Here is a 23,044-nt window from a genome sequence, read left to right as displayed (position 1 = left end):
GAGGTCAGCTGCTGGACGGCCGGCAGGTCGGGTGGCAGAGCCGCCGGGCCAGGGCGGAGAGGAACACGTCGATGATCTGGCCCGGCTCCTGGGCGACGTAGAGCTGTCCGTTGGTGGCCGAGACGATCTCGTTCAGGGCCTGCTGGTCGGCGCCCTTCCCGAACGCGACGATGATGATCTGGACGGGCTTGTCGGGGTTCCACTCCTTGTGGAGCCGCTCGACGAGCTGCTGCCGCGAGATGCCCTTGCCGTCGTCCCGCCCGGCCGTGAGCAGGAGCAGGGAGTTGCTCATCAGCGGGTCGTAACCCTGGGAGACCGACTGGAAGCCCTCGTTGATCGAGTCGTAGAGCGAGCTCGTCTTGTCGCCGCGCGCCTTGATTCCGTCCGCCACCCGGTAGAGGGCCGTCCTGCGGATCTCCTGGCCGCTCCCCGGCTCGGTGATCGGCCCGAGGCTCACGAGCTCCCGCTCGTTCTCGCCGTCTGCGACATCCCTGGCGAACTCCCAGAGGCCGATGTGGGTCTCGTTGGGGAACAGCTGCAGGCCGAGCTTCGCGGCCTCGACGGCGACGTCCATCCGGGTCTTGCCACCCGCCCTGATGGGCTCGGCGTTCTCCTTCGACACGTCGGCGAGGACGAGGATCCGGCTCGGCGGGGCGAGGCGGCTCCACGCCTCCAGCGCCTCGTCGATCACCTCCGGCGTGATGGATGGCCGGGGCCTCGGCTGCTCGGTCGGGATGTCCGTACCCGCCGAGTAGGGCGGCTCCCTGCCGTCGGCGGTCCGGAATCCGTCGTGCCGCACGGCCTCCTGGACGAACGCCGAACGCAGCCAGTCGCCGAACAGCCGCGAGCCCGCCGCCTGGTCCGGGTCCGCGGCCGTCACGACGTACGGATAGTCGAGATTGATCGTGCCCTCCTTCGGCTGGAGGGCGGTCAGGGGGTCGGCGGGGATGTCGCGGTTGTGCGCCCAGACCGACTGCTCGGGGACGATGACCACCGGGCGGGTCCAGATGCCGGGTTGGTCCACGGCCTCCAGCATGCTGCGGTAGTCCGGGGCGGACCCGGCCTGGGCCATCCGCACGAACGCGGTGAGGTCCTTGTCGGCCGTCTCCCCCGACCCGACGATGTCCCGCGCGGCGGCGACGGTCGCGATGCCCGCGCCGGACACCGACGGGTCGGGGATCCGCACGATGTCCGGCTCGCCGTCGGTCGGCTGGATCCGCCCGTGGACGGTGGCGGGGAAGACCATGTCCCAGCTCATGGCCGTCTTTCCCATGGCGAACCGCTGGGCGACCGCCCGCCGCGTGGCGAACACGAGCGGGGAGGTGGCGACGACGGTCTCGTCGGCCGCGATGTCCTGGGCGCCCTGCTTACGGGCGAGCCGCACCCAGGCGGAGGAGTCCGCGATCCACCCGTCGGGGCGGTCCGGGAGGACGCCCGCGCGGTCGCCGATCAGCGTCCGCAGCACGGGGGCCGGCGGCTGCTCGACGACCTGCACCCGCACGCACCGCCCGGACACTCCGGCGTCCCGTGCGTTGAACCGCTCCGCCGCCTCCATCACGGGCGGCGCGATGTCCACGGCCGAGACCACGCTGACGAGGATCGGGTCGCGGGAGGAACATGTTCCTCCCGTACGGCTGGCGAACACGTAACCCAGGCCGCCGAGGACCGCGAGAACCGTGAGGCCCGCGACGACGCTGCGCCACCGGGCCCGCCTGCGGCGCAGCTCAGCGGTCGAAGCGGCGCGGTGACGACCGGAGGGCACGGTGACGATCCTTCACAGTTTCTCGGAGCGGGTCCGCGAGCACGGAGGACGATTCTCCCCATCGCCCCCGCACCAGGCGCAAGGGTCTCGAACGCAAATATATAGAACTTGTTATAACTCGCACTGAGAGCTAGATGGAGGAACCCGCGCATGATCACGGCAGGAGTCGCGGCAGGGGTCGCGGCAGGGGTCGCGGCAGGTCGGGCGGCCCCGCCGGGAACCCGTGCATGATCACAACAAGGGGTGGGGTCGGGCCGGGCCGCCGTACGGTCAGGCTTGGGAGGCCAGGGGGAGTGTCCTGCGGACGCTGCGGCAGACGCCGTCGCTTCGTTCGGCCGCGGCCAGGCGCTCGGCGCTCGGCGTGCCGTACGACGTGGTCCGCTGGCGCAGCGGGCGGCCGGTGGGGGCGACCATCGCGGCGATCTCGCTGATCGTCCGGTAGGACCCGTTCTCGGATCCGGCCATGCGGCTGATCGTCTCCTCCATCAGCGTGCCGCCGAGGTCGTTCACGCCGCCTTCGAGCACGACCCGGCACAGGTCGTCCTGGAGCTTGACCCACGAGCACTGGATGTTCCGGATCGCGCCGTGCAACATGATCCTGGCCAGCGCGTGGACGGCCCGGTTCTCACGGGCGGTCGGCCCGGGGCGGGCGATCCCGGCCAGATAGATCGGCGCGCTGTGGTGGACGAACGGCAGCAGCACGAACTCGCTGAAGCCCCCCGTCTCCTCCTGGATCGTCCGGATGAGCCGGATGTGCCGCACCCAGTGCTCATGCGTGTCCACGTGGCCGTACATCATGGTCGAGGTCGTGGGGATGCCGACCTTGTGGGCGGTGGTGATGACCTCGACCCATTCGCGGGTCGGGAGCTTGCCCTTGGTCAGCACCCAGCGCACATCGTCGTCGAGGATCTCGGCGGCCGTGCCCGGCAGCGAGTCGACCCCGGCCTCCTTCGCCGCCTGAAGCCAGTCCGCGATCGACAGGTTCGTACGGCTCGCGCCGTTGATGACCTCCATCGGGGAGAACGCGTGGACGTGCATCTCCGGGACGCGCTCCTTGACGGCCCGCGCGATGTCGAAGTAGGCCGTCCCGGGCAGGTCGGGGTGAATGCCGCCCTGCATGCAGACCTCGGTGGCCCCCGCCTCCCACGCCTCCTGCGCCCGGTCGGCCACCTCCGACAGCGACAGCGTGTAGGCGTCGGCGTCCGTGCGGCGCTGCGCGAACGCGCAGAACCGGCAGCCGGTGTAGCAGACGTTGGTGAAGTTGATGTTCCGGTTGACGACGTAGGTGACGTCGTCGCCCGCCGCCTCGCGCCTCAGTCCGTCGGCGATGCGGGACAGCTCGTCCAGGCCCGCGTCGTCCCCGCCGGCGCCGGTCGGGTCGCCCGCGAGATCCAGCAGCGCGAGGGCCTGCTCGTCGGTCAGCCGGGCCGGGTCGCTCTCGGCCTGTCGCAACGCCGCGCGGACGGTTCCGTCCACGTGTCCCGTACGGCTGCCGCCGCCGCTCGGCAGCGGGTCCTTCGGGAGTCGGTCCTTTGGGAGTCGGTCCTTTGAGAGTCGGTCACGCAGAGCGTCCCAGTCGCCGTAGACGTTGTCGAAGTCGTCACGTCGGTCGTTCGTCCGGCCCTCGGAGTCGACGGCGACGTGCAGGTCGGCGCGGCCGGTCGTCTGGATGTTCTGGAACCCGCCGTCGGGCTCCTGCCACGGGCGGCCCCGAAGCACGGCGTCCTCACGGGCGAGCCCGGTGTCCGGGTCGGCCAGGACGGCCACGTGCTCCCGGAGCCGGGGATCGAGCCACGGCTCCCCGGCCAGCACGTACTCAGGATAGATCGTGAGCCGTTCCCGGAGCGTGAAGCCAGCGGCGGCCGTCCGGGCGGCCAGATCGTCGATCTGCGGCCACGGGCGCTCGGGGTTGACATGGTCGGGCGTGAGCGGGGAGACGCCTCCCCAGTCGTCGATGCCCGCGCGGATCATCATCGTGAACTCGTCGCCGATCAGGTTCGGCGGGGCCTGAATCCGAATCTTGGGCCCGAGGATGAGCCGGGCCACCGCGATCGTCGCGGCCAGCTCGTGCAGGTCGGCGTCCGGCATGCCGCGCATGGCCGTGTCGGGCTTGGCGCGGAAGTTCTGGACGATGACCTCCTGGACCCCGCCGTACTCCTTGGCCACCCGGCGGATCGCGAAGATCGACTCCGCCCTGTCCTCGATCGTCTCGCCGATGCCGATGAGAATGCCCGTGGTGAACGGAACGTTGGACCGGCCGGCGTCCTCCAGCACGCGGAGCCGTACCGCCGGGTCCTTGTCCGGGGAGCCGTAGTGGGCCTGGCCCTTCTCCGTGAAGAGCCGCTCCGAGGTCGTCTCCAGCATCATGCCCATGGAGGGTGAAACCGGCTTGAGCCGCTGGAGATCGCGCCACGTCATCACCCCGGGGTTGAGGTGGGGCAGCAGACCGGTCTCCTCGAGAACGCGGATGGCCATGGCCCTGACGTACGACAGCGTGTCGTCGTAGCCGTGTGCGTGGAGCCAGTCGGCCGCCTGGTGCCACCGGTCCTCGGGGCGGTCGCCCAGGGTGAACAGGGCCTCCTTGCAGCCCATCGCCGCCCCCTGGCGGGCGACCTCGAGCACCTCGTCCGGCGACATGAAGGGGCTGTCCAGCTTGTGCGGCGCGGTGGCGAAGGTGCAGTAGCCGCAGCGGTCCCGGCACAACCTGGTCAGCGGGATGAACACCTTCCGGCTGTAGGTGACGATCCCCGGCCGTCCCACCGCGGCCAGCCCGGCGTCCCGGACCCGGGAGGCGTGTTCCAGCAAGGTCTCCAGGGCGTCACCGCGAGCGCGCAGCAGGATCGCGGCCTCCGCGACGTCGAGGGTCTTACCGTCCCGAGCCCTGGCGAGCGCACGGCGAGTACCGCCGTCACCGTTGGAACCGGCGCTCACAATGCCACCCACCTGACTGCCACCGTTCGAAGCCTTCTGTGCCGTCATACGCGCACACTACGGCCCCCTGAGTACGGCAGGCTTACCCAGCCCCCTCCCGAGATCACCCCCCCACCCCGCCGCGTGATCATGCACAGATTCCCAGCGAGCCCTCCGACCGGCCCAAACCCCGCGCGTGATCATGCACAGATTCCCAGCGAGGCCTCCGACCGGCACGAACCTTGCCGTGATCATGCACGAATTCCAACTCTGACGGCGGCCGGAGCCACTCCTCGGAGTCCCCGTCCTCAGAACGACCGGTAGTCGCGGGCGGCCATTCGAGGGCCGCGCGCGGGCGGCCGGATGCCGCTGAGCTCGATCAGCCTCACCACGCGGTGACGATGGCCGCGGAACGGCTCCAGCAGCTCCAGCATCCCGGCGTCGTCGGTCTTCTGACCGGTGAACGCCCAGCCGACGATGCCGGGGATGTGGAAGTCCCCCACGCTCGGCGCGTCCGGATCGCCGTGTGAGCGCTGCCGCACCTCAGCCGACGTCCACACCCCGATTCCCGGCAGAGCCCGTAACAGCCGGTCCGCCTCCGCCGACCCCGTGTCCACCGCCAGGGTGGCCTCCAGCTTGGCGGCGTGGCGGGCGGCATTGATGATCGTCCTGGCCCGTACGGCCTCCGCCCCCGCGCGGTGCCAGTCCCACGACGGGATCGCTCGCCACACCTCTGGTGGGGGGATCACGACCATGCCCTCGGGTGCCGGACCGGGAGCGGGCTCGCCGTACTTCCGCATGAGCCACCGCCAGGCCCGCCATGCCTCCCTGCCGACGACCTTCTGCTCCAGCACGGCGGGCACGAGGGCCTCGAACACGCGGAGCGTCCGCCCGATCCGCAGCCCCGGGTTCCGGGCGGCCAGGTCCGCGACGAACATCGCCGGGGAGTCGCTGGAGTCGCGACACAGCTGGGCGAGCATCGCCGCGAAACCGGAAAGGTCGTCATCGGCACCGAGCGCCTGCGGCAGCGTATCCAGCAGCCAGTCCGCGCCGGGGCCCCACGCCTGCCCATGCACCTCTCCGGCACGGGCGGTCACCCGTAAGGTGCCGGGCCCGCCGGGTGTGCGGGAGGTCCGCCAGATCGCCCCGTCGGGCGTCCTCCGCCACGCCGGGTCGCCACCACCGCGCCGGTGCGGCGACAGCGTCAGCGCCACGTCGATCGCCGCGAAGGAGTGCCACCTGCGCTCTCTGAGCGTCGTCACGGCACCACTCGACGGCATCGGCCTCGCCTCCCCACCCACCAGTGTGCCGCCCGGCCGAACCTCAGACGCCGCCGAACCGGACATCACTGAACCGGACATCGCAGGGCCAGACGTCGCAGGGCCAGACGTCGCAGGGCCAGACCCTCGCCGGATCAGACGTCGCTGGAAAAGCGGACGGAGCACTCGGGAAGGGTGACCCCTGGCCAGACGCGCACGCCGGAGGTGAGCTCGTTGCCCGGACCGATCAGAGCCCCGTCGCCCACGACGACCTCCCGGAGCACGGCGCCGGATGAGACGCGGGCACCGGCGCCCACCACCGAGTCGACGACGACGGCCCCCGACTCGATGACCGCGTCGTCGGCGAGGACGCTGCCGCGCACGCTGGCCCCGGCCTTCACGGTGGCGCGGGCGCCCACGACCGTGCCGCCGGTCACCTTGGCCTCGGGCGACACCTTGGCACCGTCCAGGAGAAGGGACTCCCCCGTGACCCCCGGCAAGGCGGGCGACCGGAGCCTGCCCTGCACCAGATCGCAGGAGCCCTGCACGAAGGCCGCCGGCGTGCCCACATCGAGCCAGTAGGACGCGTCGGCATAGCCGAGGACCAGCTCGCCCGCCTCGATCAGGCCGGGGAAGGTCTCCCGCTCGACGGAGACGACCTCTCCGGCGGGGATCGAGTCGATGACCGAGCGCTGGAAGACGTAGCAGCCCGCGTTGATGCGGTTGGTCACCGGATTGGGCGTCTTCTCCAGGAACGCGGTCACGCGCCCGTCCGGGGCGGTCGGGACGCAGCCGAACCGCGACGGGTCCTCCACCTCGGTCAGGTGAAGGGTCACGGCGGCCCCGCGCGAGAGGTGCAGGTCCACCTGGGCCGAGATGTCGTGGCCGGACAGGATGTCGCCGTTGAGGACCAGCACGGGCGCGTCGGAGGAGCAGGTCAGCGCGTCGGCCGCGTTGCGGATGGCGCCACCGGTGCCGAGCGGGGTGTCCTCCGTCATGTATTCGATCTCCAGCCCGAAGGCCGACCCGTCGCCGAAGGCGTCGGTGAACATCGAGGCCCGGTAGGAGGTGGCGAACACGACCCGGCTCACACCGTGCGCGCGGGCCTTGGCAAGTTGATGCGCGAGGAAGGGGACCCCCGCTGTCGGAAGCAACGGCTTGGGGGTCGTCAACGTCAGTGGCCGCAAGCGGGTGCCTTGACCACCGACGAGCAGGATCGCCTCAAGCCGCTCCGACGAAGGCAAAGAAGTCTCCCTCACAGCGAGAGGTTAGCCTAGCTCTCCACCGCCCGCTGGTACGACACGAGATGCGCTTCGGCGGACAGGTGCCACGTGAACTCCTGCGATCTGGCCGACCCGGCGGAGGACAGCGACTCCCGGCGCTCCGGCGACTCCAGCAGCGCGCGGAGCGTGCCGGCGATGCTGCCGGCGTCCGGTTCGGTGTAGGCGACGGCGTCGCCGCCGACCTCGGGCAGGGACGTCCGGTGCGTCGTCAGCACCGGCGCGCCGCAGGCCATGGCCTCCAGGACGGGCAGCCCGAACCCCTCGCCCCTCGACGGGAACGCGACGACGAGCGCGCCCCCGAGGAAGCCGGGGAGATCCGTGAAGGACAGGTAGCCCGGGCGGACGACCCGGAGCTTCGGCGGGAGCCCGGCCACCGCCGCGTTCACCTCGTCGTCCCAGCTCTGGCCTCCCGCCAGCACGAGCGCGGGCGGTGCGGACAGGTGCCGTACGGCCTCGGCGAAACCGCGGACCAGGTTGGGGACGTTCTTGCGAGGTTCGAGGGCGCCCAGGTGCGCGACGTACGGGTGCCCGTGCAGGCCGAACCGGTCTGCCACCCGCCTCTTCTCCTGCTCGGTGGGCCGGTGGAAGAGCGCCGGGTCCACCCCGTGGTAAGCCACGTCGATTCTCGTGGGGTCGGCGGCCAGCACCCGGACCAGTTCGTCCCGTGTGGCCTTCGACGGCACGATCACCCTCGTCGCGTGACGCACCGCCGTACGGGTGGCCGAGCGGAAGAAGGACGCCTTGACCGAGCCGTGCTGCTCCTCCTCGGTGAAGCAGGTGACGTCGTGGACGGTGGCCACGGTCGGCAGGCCGGGCCGGAGCGGGATCGAGTAGAACGGGCCGTGAATGACGTCCGCGCCGACCTGCTTGGCGAGGACGGGCACGCTGGTCTGCTCCCAGACGAGACGGGCGCCTCTGTTGGTGATGGCGGGCGGGCCCGGCAGGATCCTCGCCGACGGGGCGAGCTTGCCGTACCGCTCGGCGTCCGCCCGCTGGCAGACGACCGCGAGATCAGCGCCGGCCTCATGGAGAGCGGCGACCAGTCCATCGACGTAGCGGATCAGTGCGCCGCGGTCGGCGGGAACCGCCGCGGCGTCGATGAGCACTCGGGGTTTCAAGAAGATCGCTCCCCTCCACGAGCCTCACCGGCAGGAGCCGAGTCCTGCCCGCGTGGCCTTGTAAACCGGCGCCAACCCGGCAAGGGGACCTGGGGGCGAGCACGCCCGTCCACGACGGACCTTCTCCCCCGGCACCCTCCACCTTTCACTCTATTGGTCGCTTCCCCGGAAAGGTGAGGGATATCACATGTCTTTTCAGGCCGTCGGCACTGATTCCGTGGCGATTTCACGGATTGCTGGTCGTGTCCGCTCTTGCTCGGCTCTTGCTCTTGGCCCAGCTCTCTCCCGGCGCTCGGCTCAGCTCTTTCCAGCAGGATCGTGGCTCAGCTCTTTCCGGCGGGCTCGCGATGCCCGGCGGCCGTGCTTCGTGAGGCGAGGCCGGCCAGTCCCGCGCAGACGAGGTCTCCCACGGAGACGATGAGCCGGGAGCAGAGCACGGCCGCCGTGGTCCTCCCGCCGCCCAGCACGGGGGCGAGCGCGGCGGCCATGGCCACCTCGCGGACTCCCACACCCGCCGGGGCGATGACCACGAGGAAGCCCAGGCACCAGGCCAGCGCGTACGCGCCGAAGCTGAGGACCACGGCTCCCGGACCGGTCGCCCCCAGGCCGTGGACGATCAGCGCCAGGTGCGTGCCGTACGCCACCCATCCGGCGAGCGCCCATCCCGCCGAGGTGAGGACGCCGCGGCGGCTGAGCGGCCGTTCGAGGGGCGGCTTCCGCAGCTGCCTGAGCCCGAAGCCGATCGCCCCGTTGACCACCTTGGGGTGCAGCGCGATCACGAGCACCGGGATCAGGAGCAGGAGCCAGGCGTACCGCGCGACCGACTCGCCCGCGAGCACGGGCAGGGTGACGGCCGCGACCAGCAGGCCGCTCGCCAGGTAGATCGGGTACGTCAGGAAGAACGCGGCGGCGCTGCGCGACCGGGGGATGCCGTGGTCCCGGCCCATCTCCATCTGCGCGAGCACCGGCCACAGCGACCCGGGGATGTACTTGCCGAGCTGCCCCACGAAAAAAATCTTGGCGGCGTCGGCGAACGCCAGCGGCGAGCCGAGGTCGGCCAGCAGGGCCCGCCACATGAGCATCCCGGCGACCAGCGCCCCCAGCACGGCGACCAGCGAGCCCGCCAGCTCTCCCCACGACAGCCGGGCGAAGCCGGCCGACACCTCCGTCCACTGCCCGGCCAACGCCCACGCGCCGAACCCGAGCGCGACCAGCAGGAACCCCAGCCGGACGATCTTCCGCCGGTTCATCCCGCCCCCAACCCGCGTCGCGCTCGCCGTACGGACGTCATGGCGAGCCGCGTGCCGTGCGTCACGGCGAGCCGTGTCATGTGCGGGGTCGCGTGCGTCATGGTGTGCGGACCGGCTCGGGCGGCTGTGGGAGAGAGGCGCCCAGGGGGCGCTTCGGGGTCTTCGTCGCGACCCACAGGTACGTCGGCACGACCGGAAGGAGCGCCGCCAGCGCCGGGCGGGGCGTCCTTTCCAGGGTGGCCTTGGCCGCGCGGCCGACGCCTCCAGGGAAAAGCTCGCCCCCGGCGAACCGCTCCGGCGAGGCCAGCACCGGGAACGTGTAGTCCCAGATGTGGAACTCCGCGAGCATCCGCCGCAGGCCGCGCCGGGTGCGGAAGCGCTCGTAGTAGTGGTCCGCCCTCCCGAACGCCCGGACATATCGGTCGGCGGCCACGGGCGGCAGGTAGGACAGGAACGGAAGCTTGTAGTGCGGCTCGATGACGCCGAGCCGGTTGCCGAGCCCCAGGTAGAGCACGCCGTCGTCGGAGAGCACCCGGCGCATGTCCCGGATGACCGCGTCGGGGTCCACCACGTGCTCATAGATGTGATTGAAGACCAGCACGTCCACCGAGCCGTCCGGGAACGGCAGGGCACTGCCGTCCGCGCACAGGAACTCGACCCGCTCGCCGAACCGCTCGGCCGCCTTCCTCAGGCCGGGGACGTCGATGTCCACCCCGAACGTACGGCTCGCCCCCGCGCCCGCCAGCTCGTCGGCGATGAACCCGGCCGAGCAGCCGACATCGGCGACCGTCAGCCCCGACAGCACGTCACCGGGGTCGGCGGCGTCCCTCCCCAGGAAGTGACCGAGCACCGCGATGATCTTCGCGGCCTTACGGCGGCGCTTCTCCTCGTCCAGCATCGCGGCCTGGAACTCGGAGTACTCCAGCTGGGCGGCCCGTTCTCTGCTCACCGGTCGATCACCGCTCCGCTTTCTCCCGATCTCACACCCGCGTCCGGGAGCATGGTCTGCCGCGACCCCCCGCCGGGTGCCGCGATCGCTCGGTTCCGTTCCACGGTGCCCAACAGTACCTTCGCCGGGCCCCGTCCCCGCGCGGTTGGGCCACATGGGCCTACCGGCCGGTAGCTTTCAGGCTCTACCCTTGGCGGATGCCGCGTCCATCCCCGCGCCGATCCCCGGACGGACCCTCTGGCGGACCCTCTGGCGGACTCACGGTCAGGCGCCTGCGCCGATCTCTGGGCGGGCTGCTGGGGCGTCTGCGGTCCAGCCCGCTTCTCCGGGTCCTCCTCGCGGTCCTCGCTCTCGGCTTCCTCGGGTACGGCCTGGCCGGGAACTGGACGGAGACCTCGGCCGCCATATCGCGGCTTTCCTGGTGGTCGCTGGGCGCGTGTTTCGCGGCCGTCCTGGCCGGTCTGGGCCTCATGCTGGTGGCCTGGCGCGACATCCTCGCCGGGCTCGGCTCGCCGCTGCCGCTCCGGATCGCGGCGCGGGTCCTGTTCGTGGGGCAGCTCGGCAAGTACATCCCCGGCTCCGTGTGGGCGTTCGCAGCCATGATCGAACTGGCTCGCGACCACGGGGCGCCCCCACGGCGGACGTTCAGTGCGACCGCGCTGGGCCTCGTCACCTCGCTCGGCTGCGCGCTGGCGCTCGCCGCCGCCACGCTGTCGCAGCAGATCGCCCGTGAGGCGTGGTGGCTGATGGCCCTCATCCCGCTCGTCCTCGTCGGCCTGCATCCGCGGGTGATCACCTGGGGGCTGAACCTGGCCCTGCGCGTCGCCCGCAAGGAGCCGCTCGACCGGGTGCTGAGCGGCACGGCCATGCTGAAGGCCATTGCGTGGACCATGGCCGGCTGGCTCGTGTACGGCGTGCACCTGTGGGTCCTGATCGCCGGCATGCGGCCCGGCGGGGTGTCCCTCTACGCCGTGGCCGCGGGCGCCTACGCGCTGGCCTGGGCCACCGGCATCCTGACGGTCGTGGTCCCGGCGGGTATCGGCGTGCGCGAAGGCGCGATGGTCATCGCCCTGGCCCCGGTCCTGGACACGCCCAGGGCACTGGTCGTGGCCGTCGTGTCACGCGTCATGTTCACCCTGGCCGACGCCACCTGGGCAGCCCTGGGCTTCCTCCTGTCCCGCGCCACCGCCCCCACCCTCCCGCGTGATCATGCACACATTCCCACGCACCCCGGCTGACCTCCCCCGCCCCTGTGCGTGATCATGCACGGGTTCCCGCACACACGGCCCGGCCCGCGCTCACCTCATCTGTGATCATGCACGGGTTCCCGCACACACGGCCCCGCATGCGATTACTTCATCGGTGATCATGCAGAGGACGCGTCAGCCCCCCGCCAGCAGGGTCTCCAGGTAGGCGGCCCAGTACGGCTCGGGGTCCACGGCCTTGACTCCGCCCCGCAGGCGCTCGGGCGTGCCGGGCTCATAGAACCGCTTGAGCGCGTCGGCCAGCGCGCCGGCCGACCCGGGCTCCAGCAGCAGGCCGTCGACCCCGTCGGTCACGTTGTCCGCCAGCGCCCCGACCCTGGTCGCGATCACCGGGACGCCGTGCTCGTGGCCCAGCCACACGTTCTGGCTCGCCGTCGCCGAGCGGTAGGGCAGCACAAGCGCGTCCACCTCGGCGAACAGCCCCGGCACGTCGTCCGCGGCCACATAGCCCGGCCGCAGCTCGACCCGGTCCGACAGCCCGAGCTCCGCGATGAGGGCCCGGGTCTCCTCCAGACCACCCCAGAACTCTCCCGCGACCGTCAGCCCGACGCCCGGCGTCTGCGCGAGCGCCCGAAGCAGCAGGTCGAGCCCCTTGTAGGGGCGGACGATGCCGAAGAACAGCAGCCTGCCGTACGGCTCGCGCTCAAGGGCGGCCTCCGGGCGGCGGGCGGGCAGGTGCGGCGCGAGGGCCGCCACCCGCACTGGGGCGTCGGTGAGCTCCCGGGCCTTCGACGCCTGCTCCTCGGAGTGGGCCAGCACCCCGCCGACCCTCGTGAGCAGCGCCTTCATCAAAGGCTTGTCGTACGGCTTGGCCTCGTGCGGAAGCACGTTGTGGCACAGTGCGATCACCTTGGTCCGGCGGCGCAGGCCGTACAGGATGCCGAGGTAAGGGGGCACCTGCACCGGGCTGAGGACGGCGAGGATGACGAGGTCGGCGCCGCGCAGCCGCCTCCCGCACCGGACCCAGCCGTCCGGCCGCCGCCAGTCGAGCTCGCGGCGGGTGTCCGGGTACGGCTCGCCCTCGGGGGTGTCGATCGTCTGCTGCCCGGGGTAGAGGAAGGCCGGATACTGCGCCTTCCACGACTCGATCACGACATCGTGCCCCTGTGCTCGGAGCCGGTGCGCGAGCTCGGTCGTGTGCTGGGCGCCGCCGCCCTTGTACGGATATGTCGGCCCGACGATCGCGATCCTCATCGTCCCGCCCCCCACGGCCGCGCCACCGCCTACTCGCCTCTGGACCGGACGATCAGGTCGGCCAGCAGCGCCACCGATGCGATCAGGAGACCCGACAGGAAGGTCACGACGGCGTTGCTGGTCAGGTAGAACCCGTAACGGATCACGTCGTACGCGCCCTTGACCAGCCCGATGCCGACCAGCCACAGCGCGAGCGGCATCAGCACCTTGAGCGGGTTGAAGTACATGACCATCCGCAGGACCTGCAGGATGTAGCGGTAGGCGTCCGAGATGAAGCTGAACTTCGACTTCCCGGCCCGCTTCGCGTACTCGATCGGCAGGTAGTAGACGTCGTGCTGGTTCGAGAGGAACGCCAGCGTGATCGTCGTGACACACGAGAAGCCGGGCGGGAGCAGCCGCAGGTACGGCCTGGCGACCGACTTGCGGAAGGCCCGCAGGCCCGAGTTCAGGTCGGGGATCCTCTGCCCGGCCAGCCGCTCGGCGACCTTGCGGATGAACCACTTGGCCGGGACCCGCAGCAGCTTGTGCGAGCCCTCCTCCGTCGTCCGCGCGCCCACGACCTGATCGATGGTGGGGTCCTTTTCGAGGATCTGGACCAGCTCGGGGATCCGCTCGTTCGGGTAGGTCATGTCGGCGTCGGTCCACACGACGATCTCGCCGCGGGCCTCCTGGGAGCCGATCCTGCGGACCGTGCCCGAGCCGCCGTTGCGGTGGAACGCCTTGATCCGCATGTTCGGGTACCGCGGCGCCGCCTCCTGCAGGCGCGCGAGGGTCGCGTCGGTGGAACAGTCGTCCACCGCCAGCAGCTCGTAGGTGTAGCCACTCGCGTCCATGGCCGCGCAGATGCGCTCGACCTCGTCAACGACGTGGTCCTGCTCGTTGTAACAGGGCAGGACGATCGTCACGTAAGGGTTCTCGGCGGGAGTCACAGCGCTTCCAGAGGTCTCGGGCGTGGTCACGTCCGGTTAGGGTACTCTGCCCAGCCAAACCCCGACCTCACATCGCGGTACTGGTACGGCTTCAGCCTCCGCCTACGGCCCCGAAACGTCACTCACTTCCGCCACGCCGGCCACACCGGCGAAGGACTTTCTGATATCCCGGATCACCGGTGGCGCGGCCAGCTTCACGTAGTAAGCCTCCGGCATATTGGGGAGATCTCTATTTGTGACCGCCCTCTCCCACCAAACGTGACGCCACACCTTCAGAGCGTGTGCACGATCCTCGAAATAGACGGCCTCCACGCCTGGGAGGGCATAGATGCGGCCAAGAACGTCGTCTTTGTCCGTCTGACTGGCTGCTCCACGCCCCTCACACCGTTCGTAGCTCTCGCCCGCCTGGGGGCAGAGTGCGATCGACAAGTCGGCTTTCCCGCGCCAGAAGTAGTCCCGGAAAACGTAGACCCGGGAGACACCTGGCAGTGCCTCAAGACGCCGCTTCAGCGCCCGCCAATCTCCGGGTCCGATAGCGCCGCGATACGACTCCGGCAGGTCGGCTGCTTCGATGGTGTCCAGCAGAGCTTCGTGCGCATGGTCTTCCTCCGCCACGGGCAGGGCTCGGAAGTTCGCCAACGCCTCTTCCTGCGTCTCAAAGTGGAAATCTTTGACCACGGGGCTGGTGTTGAGCACTGCCGCCACGGCCTGCTTCTCCTCGGCGGTGACGGCCCCTCGATCGCTGCAGGCCTCCGACGCGGTATCTCCTCCCTGACAGAGGAACGCTGAGAAGGTCCCGGTTTGGGGCCAGGGACCGTCGGGGGGTGAAAGGGGTTGGCGGGAGCGCTGGTAGAGCACCCAGCCGCCGACCGACACCCCGGCGAGCAGCAGAACGGAGACCGCCACCACACCGACCAGCCCCCGATGCGCCCTCAGCCAACCGCCAAGCCGTGGCTCCCGGTCGTCGCCGAAGGACAACTCCTCGCTTACGGCTGGCTCCGGGGAATCCTGCGAATCCGGGGACACATGCACAGAGACGACCCTAGCGACACCCAACCCGCCAAGATCACCGGTCTTCCGCGACACAGCGCAATCTGGCGCCCGTGCTGCTCCGCCTCCCAGAAGCCGCGCGATGCGGCCGCTTAACGGCGTTGTTAGGCACGACGCCCGCTCAGCCTGACGAGCGGAGAACCTCCCTCACCCCGGCCAGGCCCGGCAAACCGGCCAATGACTTCGCGATGTCCCGCGTCACCGGAGGCTTCGCGAACTTGACGTAGAACGACTCCGGCACCTGAGCGGGGTTATCCACCCCGCCCCCATTCCACCAAAAATGGCGAAACACCTTGAGTCCGTGCGCGCTGTCCTCGAAATAGACGACGTCGACTCCAGGCAGGCCCCGAATACGGTCAAGGATGGCCTGCTTCTCGGCCGCGGTGGCCTTCCCATGTCCTGTGCATTGCACGAGATAGCTTCCGACTTGAGGACAGAGTGGGATCCAGATGTCCGTCTTTCCCAGCCAGAAGTTCTCATGATAAAGATAGGAATTCGAAATTCCCGGGAGCCGCTCCAACCTCTGGACCACTGTGTTCCAGTCCCCCGCCCCCAGCGTGCCGCGATAGGACGCCGGAAGATCGGCTGCTTCAACATCCTTCAAGAGAGCAGCCCGCGAAGGATCTTCTTTCATCGCCTTCGGCAAGATCGTCGCCCGGAACTTCGCCAGAGCCTCTTCCTGCGTCTCGAAACGGAATTTCTTGATTACCGAGCTGGTCCTGAGCACTGCCTCTACCGCCCGCTTTTCCTCGGCGGTTATGCCCCCACGATCACGGCACGCCTCGAGAGGGTCATCCTCACGGCAAAGAAACACCGTGAGATACCCCGTCTGGGGCCAGGGGCCTTCCGGGGGTGGCAGGGGTTGCCGGGAGCGCTGGTAGAGCAGCCAACCGCCCACCGACGCCCCGGCGAGCAGCAGAACGGAGAGCGCCGCGACGCTGACAAGCCCGCGATGTGCCCTCAGCCAACCGCGCGCCCGCGACTCCCGATCGGGATGCTGCCCGAAGGACAACTCCTCGCTCGCGCGGAGACCGGGGGAATGGAGCGGCTCCGGGGACAAATGCATGGAGATGACCCTAGCGAGACCGAGACGCTATGGTCAGCCGTCCCGCGGCACAGACAGAACCAACGGCAGCCCGCCACGAGCGGTGTCACACCCCGGTCCCTTTTGCGTGTCCCGTGCCAACCCGCAGGGATCGTCCTTGAATGACGAGCTGCCCAGCCTCCGTGAGGGCCCGAATTGTCCGGTGTGATGGTAGGACACCACAAAGTGCCATCGCGACCTCGTTCCGCTTCACATGTTTGAGGCTACTGAGAAGCGTTGCCAAATCGACGATTCTCAGTTGCGGGCAAAGCCGGGACCTATCACCAAGATGATCAATCAGGCAGGGATGGTCATCCAGACGTCGATGATCAGGTTCCAGGTGCCGTTGGGCGGGTCCACCAGGGATCGCTCGTCCTGGCGGGTGCGAAGTTTCACGACCTGCACGGGCGCGCCGTACATGGCGAGTTGGCGGGGCTCGGCCGCGAGCAACACCGGAAGCCGCCCGGTACGCCGGACCTTGTCGATCAGGCGCTCGACGTCGGAGCTCAGCGGCACGTCCTTCCCCCTGGGAAAGGCGACCCTGGCGGTGGGCACGCCGCACTGGCCGCGCACGAGCTGGGTGAAACGCTCGCCCGTGGCCCGCTCGATGATGAGCACGGACCCGTTCCGGGGAATGGCCGCGCACAGTCTCGCGGCCTCGGCCATCTCGCCCCGGTTCACCGGCGTGAAGGCGGTGCCGATCGAGGTGATCGCGGCGGGCACGACCAGCAGCACCGCGCCGACCGTCACCACCAGCCGCGAGCCGTACCCCGCCCTTCGGACCCTCTCCCGCACCCAGCGCAGCCCCCAGACCGCGAGCAGGATCATCCCCGGGATGACGATCGGCACCAGCCTGCGTGAGGCCCAGGGGTGGTCAGGCGTGATGGCGGGACGCCACAGCGTCGTCACGGTCGTCCAGCCGATGATCGCCAGAGGCAGCAGCCAGCCGAACTCCCGCCCCCGGGCCAGACGGCGCACCATTACGGCCGCCGCCAGTGTGGCCAGCACGACCACCGGAACGCCCACGTACCAGATCACCCAGTAGAGCGAGTCTTCGTAGTAGAGCCGGGTGCGGTCGAGGGGCAGGTGGTTGGCGCGCTGGGTGTTCTCTATGAAGCCCGCGGTCACGATGTCTTCCGTCGTGACCGGCCAGCGACGCTCCGTCTGGATCCATGGCCGTACGGCGAGGCCGGCCACGACGAGCACCACGAGGGCGGCCGCGAGGTCCGGGAGCCTCCTGGCGATCCGGCCTCCGGCGGACCCTTCCATGCGGGCCGCGATCCGGGGCGCGAGAGCCGTACCGCCGACGGTGAGCACGACGAAGGCCACGCAGATGGCGAGCAGTGGCTTGAGCGATTCGGACAGGTAGTTCAGGTAGGGCCGGGCGAGCACGTAGCAGGCCACGAACCCGTACGCCGCCCCGATCGCCAGCCCGGCCAGTAAAGGAACGCCAAGCCGTCCCTCGGGAAAGATCCGCGGGGCGGGCCGGCTCCCCGCCGCGCCGCCCCTCGCCGCGTCAATCCCGGCTGCCTCAACCCCAGCCGCGCTGCCCCCAGCCGCGCCAGCCCCCGCCCCGCCGGCTCTGGCCGCGCCGATCCCCGCCCCGCTGCCTTCTACCGCGCTGCCGCCCGCGGCGCTGCTTTCTTTCCCGCCATCCTCCGCCCGCTCGCCGCCCTCAAGGGAGGCCGCGACTGAACTCTCGACCGAGCCGACCAGCCCGAAGCCGGTCTCCCCGGAAGCATCCGCGTCGGCGGCGTGCCGGGCGCGGGACACCCGGCCGAGGGCGATGAGCAGTCCGGCGAAGGCGAGCACGGGAAGCACGTCGCGGAGGCCGTCGATGCGCACGAGCAGGGCCAACCCGAACGCGAGCCCCGCCAGGGCCGCCGTCAACGGGGCGCCACTGGACTGAGCGTTCCTGGCCGCGGAGAGCGCTCCCGACAGCCTGCGCGAACGTCTGGTCGTCAGGCCCCTGGGACGGGCCCCTTCAAGAGAGTCGTCCCCCGACATGCCCGTCCCTGGATCCGGGCCTGGATCCGGGCCTGGATCCGGGCCTGGATCCGGGGCCGCCAAGTGAGGCACTGCGGGGAGGAACCCCACTCCCAGGAGGGCCGCCCGCAGCCGGAACCGGGCGTCGAGCAGCAGGCTCATGCCGCCGAACAGCAGGATGAGCGACGGGATCTCGCTGAATGTCGTCCGGGACGTATAGAGGATGGGCAGACTCACCGCGAAGACCAGCGCCGCCAGCGGGGCCCACCGGGCGCCGACCAGGCGGGCGACCGTCCCGCCGAAGGTCAGCACGGCGAGCGCCCCGAGGACAGGCGGCACGAGGAGGAGCCCGGGGACGCCGCCGAGCCAGTGGCCGATCGCAAGGATCGTGGGAGGCCCAGCCATGAACTGCGGGACGATCCCGCCGTCCCAGCCGAAGAAACCCATGCTGGCGAACCGCAGGGCCGGATCGGGAGCGCCGAAGTCGCCGAAGGGAATGGGCAGGGACCCATGCCGGGCCAGCCAGATGGCGTACTGCGCATAGGTGGCCGGATCACGCCGGACGATCAGCTGCTCGCCATGAAAGAACCCGTTGAACACGCCCGACGCCACGGCGATGCCCAGCACGGCCGCCGTCTGCCAGGCCGCCGACTCCACCGTCTCGGGCAGGCGGCGCAGGCCGTACACGCACAGAAGGACGGCCAGGCCGCCGCCGAGCAGCACCATGGGCAGCGGCCGGAACCAGCCGAGCAGCAGCAGCGGCAGCCCGGCGAGCAGCCACCCGCTCAGAGCGAGCGCGGGCACGGCGGAGAGGACGGCGAGCACCCGGCCCGCCGACGGCCATGTGGTCCGCCACTGGGAGCGATGAAGTCGATTCGTTGGAATGAGGCGAGCGTAGCCGCTTGGTCCGACAATCACCCGTCCCGGCGGCCTGATCGGCCATATGTCGTCGGCATGGCCCAGGCGAGTCCGCAGGTGAGTTCGCAGGTGAGTTCGCAGGCCTGTCCGTAGGCCTGTCCGTAGGCCTGTCCGTAGGCCTGTCCGTAGGCCTGTCCGTAGGCCTGTCCCTCGGCGCCGAACGCAGGTCACAGCCGACGCCGGGAGCCGGTAGCGTACGCCGGGAGACCATCGGGGGCGGGAGTGAGGGTGGCGCAGATCAGGCGCGTCGCGCCTTGGGCTCGGACGCACAGGTGGTTTCTCGGAGTGCTCGGCCTCGGGGCCTTCCTCCGCATCCTCACCATGATCGGATACCGGCCCGCGCTCTGGTTTCCGGACTCCTACACCTATGTCGTGACAGCCATGCGGCTCCGGCCCGATCTCGTGCGTCCGGCGGGCTACCCGATATTCCTACGCTTGCTGGAGCCGCTGCACAGCTTCGCCGTGGTCACGTTCGTCCAGCACCTGCTGGGCCTAGCCGTAGGCGTCATGGTCTACCTGACCGTCCTCCGCCGGGGCGCGCCCGCCTGGGCCGGGATCCTGGCCTCCGTCCCGGTGCTGCTTGACGCGTACCAGATCGAGCTGGAGCACCTGCTCGTCTCCGACTCGCTCTTCACCTTCCTGATCGTCGCGGCGGCCTGCCTCACGCTCACCCGGGCCCCCTCCCCGTGGACGGCCGCCGCCGTCGGCCTCCTCCTCGCCGCCGCCACCCTGACCAGGACCGTCGGCCTGCCGCTGATCGCCGTCTTCGCCTTCTTCCTCCTCTGGTACGGCTACCGCGATGGGGCGGGAAGGACGCTTCGGCGGTCGCTGGTGGCATTTCTGCTGGCCGCGCTGGTGCCCATCGGCGCCTACGGCGGCTGGTTCTACGCCACCAATCACCGAGTGGGCCTCGTGGGGGCGAACGGGGTGTTCCTCTACTCCCGCACGATGGCCTTCGCAGACTGCGCGGTCATGAAGCCGCCCCCGGACGTGGCGGTGCTGTGCGACCCCCGGCCACCGGAGAGCCGGCCGCCGTCGCAGGAGTACATCTGGGACGCCGCCTCTCCGCTGGTGCGGCTGCCCGGCATCACGTTCACCCGCGAGACCGACACGCTGGCCGGGCGGTTCGCCTGGCTCGCCATCCGGAGCCAGCCGCTCGATTACGCGGGCTCGGTGCTCAGCGAGCTGGGCCGTTCGTTCGCGGACGGTCGGCCCATTTATCCGAACCCGGAGACCTACGGCTATTACGAGTTCCCCGCCACGGTGCCGCCTCCGCCGGGACGCCACCCGGCGGTCGTCGGGAAGATGTTCGCCGAGCGGTATGAGCAGGGCTCGCTCACCGTGCGGATAGCCGAGCCGTACGCCGCCTGGATGCGGGCCTACCAGAAGGTGGCCTTCATGCCCGGCTCGCTGTTGCTGGCCGTTCTCCTCGTGCCGCCGGCGGTGGCAGGAACCCGTGCATGGTCACGCCGAAAGTCCGCCCAGGCCGGCGACACGGTCGCCGGGGCCCGTGCATGGTCACGCAGGAAGTCTTCGCAGGCCGGCGGCTCGGCCGGGAACCTGTGCATGATCACCACAAAGGGAGTGTCTCTGACGTGGGTGGCGGCGCTGGTGTTGCTGGTGGTGCCGCCCGCCACTGCCGAGTTCGACTATCGGTACGTGCTCCCCGTGGTGCCGCTGGCATGTCTTGCCGCTGCCATTGCCATCCGCCCGGTCCTCGTCCTCGAACCGGCCCGTGACCTGGGACCACAGCCGATAAAGTGAAATCCGGGTAAAGCCCCGGTTTTGTACATACCCTGAAATGTCCCGGTTTTAGTATGCTTCCCCGTCGGATCACCCCGGTGCGGACAGCATGATCGCTGCCCGAATCCCACCGATCGTGGCGCTCTCACATGCTCGCGTGACTACTCTCGTGAGCGCGATGAGTGATCGCCAGGCAAGGAGGACAAGTGTGCGAGCGAAGCGGTAGTAGCTCCAACTGTTCGCCCACACGTCCGGCGGTCCTCCAGGCGAGGAGAGCCCGTTGAGCGACCGCCGCCGCGCCGTCCGCAACCAGGCGGCGCCTCCCGCGACATCCGACCAGAAGGTCTGGGGCCCCTCCGACACCGTCGCCGGCTCGTACGGCGGCGCCTTCGACAATTCCGGAGGACGAGGGGGCTACGGAGCCGCTACCCCGGGACGCGGGGCCTACACCCCCGATTACGCGTCTTCTCCCGGCTACGCACCCCCTGCCCCCGACGGTCGCGGGGATCGGTCCTACGGGGACGACGCGCCGCGTGGCCGCCGGGACAACCGCGCCGCCGACCTGTCCCCCGGCAGAGGAACGTACGGCGACGACTTCAACCAGGACGACGCCCCCAAGCGACGCCGCCGCAGGCGCGGCTCCGAGGACGAGCCCGCCTATGACAGCGAGCAGACCGTCGCGTACGGCGGAGGCGCCCGTGGAGGCAGGGGCGCCAGGGGAGCCGAGGGTTACGCGGAGGACTACACCGGACCCACGGCTCCCCGCAGGGCGCCGGGCGGCGGTCATGTCCCTCCCGACGTTCCTCACGACGACGAGCCGCGACTCCGGGGTCGTGGTGGAGGCGGCAAGCGCGGCCTGAGCGTGGCGGGCTGGATCAGCGTTGTGCTTACGAGCCTCATGGTCCTCGGCACCCTCACCGCGTACAAGTTCTACCGGGACACGTTCGGCCTCTTCAACCGGGGGGCGTCCACCGACGACCTCGACAAGAACCGCCCGGAGAACCAGACAGGCGCGATCAACGTGCTCCTCGTCGGGTCGGACACCCGAGCCGGTGACAACAAGAAGTACGGCCAGCGCCTCGTCAACGACGGCGAGCGGACGGACACGATCATGCTGCTGCACGTGTCCCCCAACCGCGACGGCGCGACGCTGATCAGCTTCCCGCGTGACTCGATGGTGACGATCCCCAAGTGCTATTCCAAAACCGGGGCGACCGTCCCTCCGCATCTGGGGATGATCAACTCCGCGTTCAGTGACGGCGGGATGATCTGCACCCGGCGGACCATCGAGAGCCTCACAAACATCCGCATCGACCACTACGTGAAGGTCGACTTCACCGGCTTCAAGAACATCGTCAACGCCCTGGGCGGGATCCAGATCTGCCTGCCGCAGGATGTGAACGACAGACAGTCGAAGTTCAACCTGACCAAGGGCAAGCACGTGGTCATGGGGGAAACCGCCCTCGCCTACGTGCGCCTGCGTCATAACATCGGCGACGGCAGCGACATCGGGCGGATCAAGCGTCAGCAGGTCTTCATCTCCCAGGTGGTGAAGAAGGCGACCAGCAGCGCCCTGCTCACGGACATCCCCAAGCTGACCGGCTTCATCACCGCGGCGGCCAAGTCCGTGACGATGGACGACGCGCTCAACACCGAGGCGCTGATCCAGATCGCCCAGAGCGCGTCGAAGCTGAGCGCGAAGGGTTTCAAGGCCACCACGGTGCCATGGATTCCCGACCCGGCGAACCCCCAGGCGCGGGTCGTCTGGAAGCAGCCGGACGCGAACAACTTGTTCGCGGGCATCAACGGCGACACGCAGGTGACCCCGTCTGCCACTCCGAGCACCGCCACGTCCGGTGGCACCACGTCGGCCACGCCGACGAAGCCCGCCGGTCCGGCGATTACTGAGCCACAGCAGGTCAAGGTCGAGGTCTACAACGGCACCAACACCTCCGGCAGAGGCAGGGAGGTGGCGGAGGCCCTCGCCGCCCAGGGCTTCAAGGTCGTCGGAGTCGGCGATGCCCGGAAGGCCGACGGCACCGACCAGCCGAAGACCATGATCCGCTACACGGGGCAGGGCTGGGACTACGCCAAGCTTCTGGCGGGCAAGCTGCTGATCCCGGTCTCTCCCGAGACCGGCAAGGCGGCGAGCGGCCCGGCACAGCCGTTCACTCCGACTTCCCCGCCGCCCGACGCGCCGAAGGGCCGTGTGCCGGGTCCCGTGATCCAGCTCGTGGTCGGAGCCGACTGGAAGGGCGTCCGGATCCCCCTCCAGGTCGGGGACAACGCGGTCACGTCCGAGACCAACATCTGCGCCAGCTGACTCGGGCCGCAGACGGGGAAG

The 23,044-nt window shown here is 70.0% G+C and carries 15 protein-coding genes; 3 read left to right on the top strand and 12 right to left on the bottom strand.

The annotated features are described in order from the left end of the window. Positions 1 to 4 precede the first annotated feature (4 nt). From N5079_RS01175 to N5079_RS01145, 7 genes are all read right to left on the bottom strand, one after another. Complete coding sequence (locus N5079_RS01175) at positions 5 to 1,762, bottom strand: substrate-binding and VWA domain-containing protein (protein ID WP_261581362.1); 1,758 nt, start codon at positions 1,760 to 1,762, stop codon at positions 5 to 7. 270 nt (positions 1,763 to 2,032) lie between these two features. Further along, positions 2,033 to 4,693 (bottom strand): bifunctional FO biosynthesis protein CofGH, encoded by a 2,661-nt coding sequence (locus tag N5079_RS01170; RefSeq protein WP_261581361.1) that lies wholly within the window; start codon positions 4,691 to 4,693, stop codon positions 2,033 to 2,035. 287 nt (positions 4,694 to 4,980) lie between these two features. Next, positions 4,981 to 5,934, bottom strand: coding sequence for a DNA-3-methyladenine glycosylase family protein (locus N5079_RS01165; protein ID WP_261581360.1), 954 nt, complete (start codon positions 5,932 to 5,934; stop codon positions 4,981 to 4,983). Between the two features lie 152 nt (positions 5,935 to 6,086). Next, entirely contained in the window at positions 6,087 to 7,190 is a 1,104-nt protein-coding gene (locus tag N5079_RS01160; RefSeq protein WP_261581359.1) for an NDP-sugar synthase, read from the bottom strand. A 14-nt stretch (positions 7,191 to 7,204) separates the two neighbouring features. Continuing rightward, positions 7,205 to 8,332, bottom strand: a complete 1,128-nt coding sequence (locus N5079_RS01155) for a glycosyltransferase family 4 protein (RefSeq protein WP_261581358.1) — start codon at positions 8,330 to 8,332, stop codon at positions 7,205 to 7,207. Positions 8,333 to 8,655: 323 nt separating this feature from the next. Next, positions 8,656 to 9,582: a lysylphosphatidylglycerol synthase transmembrane domain-containing protein gene (locus N5079_RS01150; protein ID WP_261581357.1), complete on the bottom strand. Its 927-nt coding sequence runs from the start codon at positions 9,580 to 9,582 to the stop codon at positions 8,656 to 8,658. Between the two features lie 97 nt (positions 9,583 to 9,679). Continuing rightward, positions 9,680 to 10,531 carry a class I SAM-dependent methyltransferase gene (locus tag N5079_RS01145; RefSeq protein ID WP_261581356.1) on the bottom strand — a complete coding sequence of 284 codons (852 nt, stop codon included), beginning with the start codon at positions 10,529 to 10,531 and terminating at the stop codon, positions 9,680 to 9,682. A gap of 197 nt (positions 10,532 to 10,728) precedes the next feature. On the opposite strand from N5079_RS01145, the gene N5079_RS01140 reads away from it, so the two are divergent. Then, a complete protein-coding gene (locus tag N5079_RS01140) occupies positions 10,729 to 11,769 on the top strand; it encodes a lysylphosphatidylglycerol synthase transmembrane domain-containing protein (RefSeq protein ID WP_261581355.1) in 1,041 nt (346 codons plus the stop codon). 144 nt (positions 11,770 to 11,913) lie between these two features. On the opposite strand, the gene N5079_RS01135 is transcribed toward N5079_RS01140, so the two are convergent. The 5 genes from N5079_RS01135 to N5079_RS01115 all read right to left on the bottom strand — a co-directional run bounded on the left by N5079_RS01135 (position 11,914) and on the right by N5079_RS01115 (position 18,864). Further along, the gene (locus N5079_RS01135) at positions 11,914 to 12,990 is read right to left on the bottom strand and encodes a glycosyltransferase family 4 protein (RefSeq protein ID WP_261581354.1); all 1,077 of its coding nucleotides are present in this window, start codon (positions 12,988 to 12,990) and stop codon (positions 11,914 to 11,916) included. A gap of 29 nt (positions 12,991 to 13,019) precedes the next feature. Continuing rightward, complete coding sequence (locus N5079_RS01130; protein ID WP_261581353.1) at positions 13,020 to 13,949, bottom strand: glycosyltransferase family 2 protein; 930 nt, start codon at positions 13,947 to 13,949, stop codon at positions 13,020 to 13,022. 72 nt (positions 13,950 to 14,021) lie between these two features. Then, on the bottom strand, positions 14,022 to 15,005 hold the full coding sequence (locus tag N5079_RS01125; RefSeq protein ID WP_261581352.1) for a permease-like cell division protein FtsX: 984 nt from the start codon (positions 15,003 to 15,005) through the stop codon (positions 14,022 to 14,024). Positions 15,006 to 15,090: 85 nt separating this feature from the next. Next, positions 15,091 to 16,035, bottom strand: a complete 945-nt coding sequence (locus N5079_RS01120) for a permease-like cell division protein FtsX (protein WP_261581351.1) — start codon at positions 16,033 to 16,035, stop codon at positions 15,091 to 15,093. A gap of 315 nt (positions 16,036 to 16,350) precedes the next feature. Beyond that, entirely contained in the window at positions 16,351 to 18,864 is a 2,514-nt protein-coding gene (locus N5079_RS01115; RefSeq protein WP_261581350.1) for a hypothetical protein, read from the bottom strand. 321 nt (positions 18,865 to 19,185) lie between these two features. Here N5079_RS01115 and N5079_RS01110 point away from each other — a divergent pair, with 321 nt between their 5' ends. Both N5079_RS01110 and N5079_RS01105 read left to right on the top strand, forming a co-directional pair. Then, positions 19,186 to 20,721 carry a hypothetical protein gene (locus N5079_RS01110; RefSeq protein ID WP_261581349.1) on the top strand — a complete coding sequence of 512 codons (1,536 nt, stop codon included), beginning with the start codon at positions 19,186 to 19,188 and terminating at the stop codon, positions 20,719 to 20,721. Between the two features lie 259 nt (positions 20,722 to 20,980). Then, complete coding sequence (locus N5079_RS01105) at positions 20,981 to 23,023, top strand: LCP family protein (protein ID WP_261581348.1); 2,043 nt, start codon at positions 20,981 to 20,983, stop codon at positions 23,021 to 23,023. The last annotated feature ends 21 nt before the right edge of the window (positions 23,024 to 23,044 follow it).

Origin of the sequence: Planotetraspora sp. A-T 1434 (genome assembly GCF_025420585.1) — a bacterium.
Classification (GTDB): domain Bacteria; phylum Actinomycetota; class Actinomycetes; order Streptosporangiales; family Streptosporangiaceae; genus JAOEGB01.
The sequence above is the reverse complement of the archived record's forward strand: the minus strand, read 5'-3'. Positions and strand labels throughout refer to the sequence as shown.

Excerpts from the sequence above, each read along its gene's own strand:
- N5079_RS01150 (WP_261581357.1), bottom strand. The coding sequence starts at position 9,582 with ATGAACCGGCGGAAGATCGTCCGGCTGGGGTTCCTGCTGGTCGCGCTC.
- N5079_RS01140 (WP_261581355.1), top strand. The coding sequence starts at position 10,729 with ATGCCGCGTCCATCCCCGCGCCGATCCCCGGACGGACCCTCTGGCGGA.
- N5079_RS01135 (WP_261581354.1), bottom strand. The coding sequence starts at position 12,990 with ATGAGGATCGCGATCGTCGGGCCGACATATCCGTACAAGGGCGGCGGC.
- N5079_RS01120 (WP_261581351.1), bottom strand. The coding sequence starts at position 16,035 with ATGCATTTGTCCCCGGAGCCGCTCCATTCCCCCGGTCTCCGCGCGAGC.